At 64.1% G+C, this 3412-nt stretch carries 6 protein-coding genes; 3 read left to right on the forward strand and 3 right to left on the reverse strand.

Features of this window, described 5'->3' with window-relative positions; genetic code table 11:
* Nucleotides 1-344, reverse strand: a 344-nt coding sequence (locus tag VKP01_RS15085; RefSeq protein WP_324413715.1) for a polyprenyl synthetase family protein, incomplete at its 3' end; no start/stop codon positions are given.
* Nucleotides 345-406: 62 nt separating this feature from the next.
* Between VKP01_RS15085 and VKP01_RS15090 the strand changes: the two genes are divergently transcribed.
* From VKP01_RS15090 to VKP01_RS15100, 3 genes are all read left to right on the forward strand, one after another.
* Complete coding sequence (locus VKP01_RS15090; protein ID WP_324413717.1) at nt 407-622, forward strand: DUF2007 domain-containing protein; 216 nt, start codon at nt 407-409, stop codon at nt 620-622.
* Nucleotides 612-1385 (forward strand): tRNA1(Val) (adenine(37)-N6)-methyltransferase, encoded by a 774-nt coding sequence (locus VKP01_RS15095; protein WP_324413719.1) that lies wholly within the window; start codon nt 612-614, stop codon nt 1383-1385. The genes VKP01_RS15090 and VKP01_RS15095 overlap by 11 nt, the downstream gene beginning before the upstream one ends.
* Nucleotides 1386-1507: 122 nt before the next feature.
* Entirely contained in the window at nt 1508-1678 is a 171-nt protein-coding gene (locus VKP01_RS15100; protein ID WP_324413721.1) for a YdcH family protein, read from the forward strand.
* A gap of 80 nt (nt 1679-1758) precedes the next feature.
* Here the strand turns inward: VKP01_RS15100 and phbB are convergent, their stop codons facing one another.
* Nucleotides 1759-2481 (reverse strand): acetoacetyl-CoA reductase, encoded by a 723-nt coding sequence (phbB, locus tag VKP01_RS15105; protein WP_324413723.1) that lies wholly within the window; start codon nt 2479-2481, stop codon nt 1759-1761.
* 154 nt (nt 2482-2635) lie between these two features.
* Nucleotides 2636-3412: acetyl-CoA C-acyltransferase (locus VKP01_RS15110; RefSeq protein ID WP_324413725.1), on the reverse strand; the 777-nt coding region annotated here is incomplete at its 5' end.

Here is a 3412-nt window from a genome sequence, read left to right on the forward strand (position 1 = left end):
CTGGATTTGTTGTCATAAAGCAGGTTCGCCGTCGGCCGCCCCCGGCGCTGCGCGCTCTCGTCCACCACATCGTCATGCAACAGCGTGGCGGTGTGGATGAACTCCACAGTCGACGCCAGATGCACGTCGTACTCGCCCGCATAGCCACACAGATCCGCGCTCGCCAGCGTCAGCAGCGGGCGCAGCCGCTTGCCGCCCGCCTCCACGAGATGCGCCGTAACCTCGGGAATGCGCGGCGCGTGGCGCGAGGCCATGCGCGCCCGGATCAGCGTGTTGACCGCCTCCATCTTGTCCGCGAGATGCGCGGCCAGGGCTTCATGCGGTTTCGTGGCGACCTCGTCCAATCCCATAACACTCCCGTCAACACTGCTCGACAAATAGCGCGCGGTGCCCTTATGTCAGCCTTATGAAACAGCTTCTTCGCACCAACGATCCCGCATCCATGGCTTTCGCTCAGGCGCTGCTTCAGGGCGAGGGTATAGACTGCTTTGAAATGGACGTAAATATGAGCATCCTCGAAGGCTCGATCGGGATTTTCCCGCGCCGCCTGATGGTGGCGGATGCTGATTACGCCGACGCGCGCGAGGCGCTCATCGACAACGGGTTCTCGCTTGAGGACTGAGCGCTTTGCCGACGAGGATCTGAGCCATGACGCCTTTCTCGGCGGGCGGCTCCGGACCGCGCAGCCCCGCGCGGGCTATCGTGCGGGCATCGACCCGGTGCTCTTGGCCGCGAGCATCCCGGCGCGGGCCGGGCAGAATGTGCTCGATCTCGGCTGCGGCTCTGGCATCGCGGCGCTCTGTCTGGGCGCGCGGGTGCCGGGCCTTGCCCTCGCAGGGCTGGAGATCCAGCCCGCCTATGCCGATCTGGCGCGGCGTAATGCCACAGAGAATGGTCAGGCCCTCGAGGTCTTCACCGGTGATCTGACCGACATGCCGGCCCCCCTGCGACAGCGCCAATTCGACCATGTCATCGCCAACCCGCCCTATTTCGACCGGGCCGCCAGCACCCCGGCCCGCGATCCGGGGCGCGAGCACGGCATGGGCGAAACCTGTGCCCTTGCCGAATGGGTCGCCGCCGCCGCGCGCCGCGCCGCCCCCAAGGGGCAGGTGACGCTCATTCAACGCGCCGACCGCCTGCCCGACCTGATCGCCGCCATGGCCGCGCATCTGGGATCGCTCGAGGTTCTGCCGCTCATCCCCCGGCAGGGGCGGGCCGCGCGCCTTGTCCTGATGCGCGGGCGCAAGGGCGGGCGTGCGGAATTTCGTCTGCATGACGGGCCATGCCTGCACGCCGGGGCCGCGCATGGCCGCGACGGCGAGGATTACACGCCCGCGATCGCTGCCGTGCTCAGGGATGCGGCAGGTTTGCCCTTTCCTGACTGAGTCGTGTCAAATGCAATCGGAAAACTCTCGCTCATCTCGCAGCCGCAGCGTGACAGTATTGTAAAAATATGCTGCACTTCCCATGTCGGTTTAAGACGCATCCATATCAGAGGAGACTGCCCATGAGCTTGAGTTCGCATATTGAAGAACTGAAGAAGAAACATCACGCGCTCTCGGAAAAGGTGGAAGAGGCGCAGCGCGCGCCGGGCAGCAGCACGCTGGAAATCGCGGACCTCAAGAAACAGAAATTGAAGATCAAGGAAGAGATCGAGCGCCTGTCGGAAAACGCCTGACAGCGCAGCCAGATAGGCGTGGATAACAAAGGGCCGGTCACCATGGACCGGCCCTTTTTCGTGCGCTGTCGCAGGTCGGATCAGACGAAGAACTGACCGCCGTTGGCCGAGATTGTCGAGCCGTTTATGAAGCTCGCGTCGTCCGAGACGAGAAAGCTGACGCAGCGGGCGATTTCCTCGGGTTCGCCCAGGCGACCGGCGGGGATCATCCCGATGATCGATTCGCGTACCTTTTCCGGCACCGCCATCACCATTTCCGTGGCGATGTAGCCGGGGCAGATCGCGTTGGCGGTGATGCCCTTGGCGGCGCCTTCCTGCGCCAGGCTCTTGATAATGCCCAGATCGCCCGCCTTGGTGGCGGCATAATTGACCTGCGCAAACTGTCCTTTCTGACCGTTGATCGAGGAGATCACCACGATCCGGCCAAAGCCGCGCTCGCGCATGCCGGGCCAGACCGGGTGCACGGTGTTGAACACGCCGGTGAGGTTGGTGTCGATCACGGCATTCCACTGGTCCGGCGTCATCTTGTGAAAGGGCGCGTCGCGGGTGATGCCGGCATTGGCGACCACGATCTCGATGGGGCCCAGATCGGCCTCGACCTGTTCGATCCCGGCCTTGGAACTGTCATAGTCGGCGACGTTCCACTTGTAGGTCTTGATGCCGGTTTCCTCGGTGAACTTGGCGGCGGCCTCATCGTTGCCGGCATAGGTCGCGGCGACGGTGTATCCGTCGGCCTTGAGCGCCTTTGAAATGGCGGCGCCGATTCCGCGCGATCCTCCGGTGACGAGTGCAGTTCTTGCCATGGTATCCTCCAATCTGGCTAATGCGTTGGTAACTTGGTTATCTTCTTGACGGGACAAGCGCAACATTGTTGCGCGGTAAAATCTCCGCGATGCGGGGTGCGGCATGAAAAAGGGCGCCCGGGGCGCCCTTTCCTGTCATCCCCCGCACTCCGGCTCAGGGGCGCTCGATGCACATCGCGACGCCCATGCCGCCGCCGATGCAGAGCGTGGCAAGGCCTTTCTTGGCCCCGCGGCGCTGCATCTCGAACAGGAGCGTGTTCAGAACCCGGCAGCCCGAGGCCCCGATCGGGTGGCCGATGGCGATGGCGCCGCCGTTCACGTTCACGATCGACGGATCCCAGCCCATGTCCTTGTTGACCGCACAGGCCTGCGCGGCAAACGCCTCGTTCGCCTCGACGAGGTCGAGGTCGCCGATGGACCACCCGGCTTTTTCGAGGGCCTTGCGGCTCGCATTGATCGGACCGACACCCATGATCCTGGGATCGACCCCGGCCGTGGCATAGGACGCGATCCGCGCAAGCGGTTCGATCCCGCGGCGCTCGGCCTCGTCCGCGCTCATGAGCAGCGTTGCGGCGGCCCCGTCGTTGAGGCCGGACGCGTTCGCGGCGGTGACAGAGCCGTCCTGGGTGAAGGCCGGGCGCATCTTCTGCATCGCATCGATGGTCGCGCCGTGGCGGATGTATTCATCCTTGTCGACCACGATGTCGCCCTTGCGGGTCTTGACGGTGAACGCGATCACCTCGTCGTCGAACTTGCCGGCCTTCTGCGCCGCTTCGGCCTTGTTCTGGCTGGAGACCGCGAACTCGTCCTGTGCCTCGCGGGTGATCTGCCACTGATTGGCGACATTCTCTGCGGTCTGGCCCATGTGATACCCGTTGAAGGCATCCCACAGACCGTCACGGATCATCGTGTCGATATATTTCATGTCGCC

This window comes from Saliniramus sp. (assembly GCF_035311605.1).
In the GTDB taxonomy this organism is placed as follows: Bacteria; Pseudomonadota; Alphaproteobacteria; order Rhizobiales; family Beijerinckiaceae; genus Saliniramus.

Coding starts and splice junctions, on each gene's coding strand:
- VKP01_RS15090 (WP_324413717.1), top strand. CDS start 407: ATGAAACAGCTTCTTCGCACCAACGATCCCGCATCCATGGCTTTCGCT.
- VKP01_RS15100 (WP_324413721.1), top strand. CDS start 1,508: ATGAGCTTGAGTTCGCATATTGAAGAACTGAAGAAGAAACATCACGCG.
- phbB (WP_324413723.1), bottom strand. CDS start 2,481: ATGGCAAGAACTGCACTCGTCACCGGAGGATCGCGCGGAATCGGCGCC.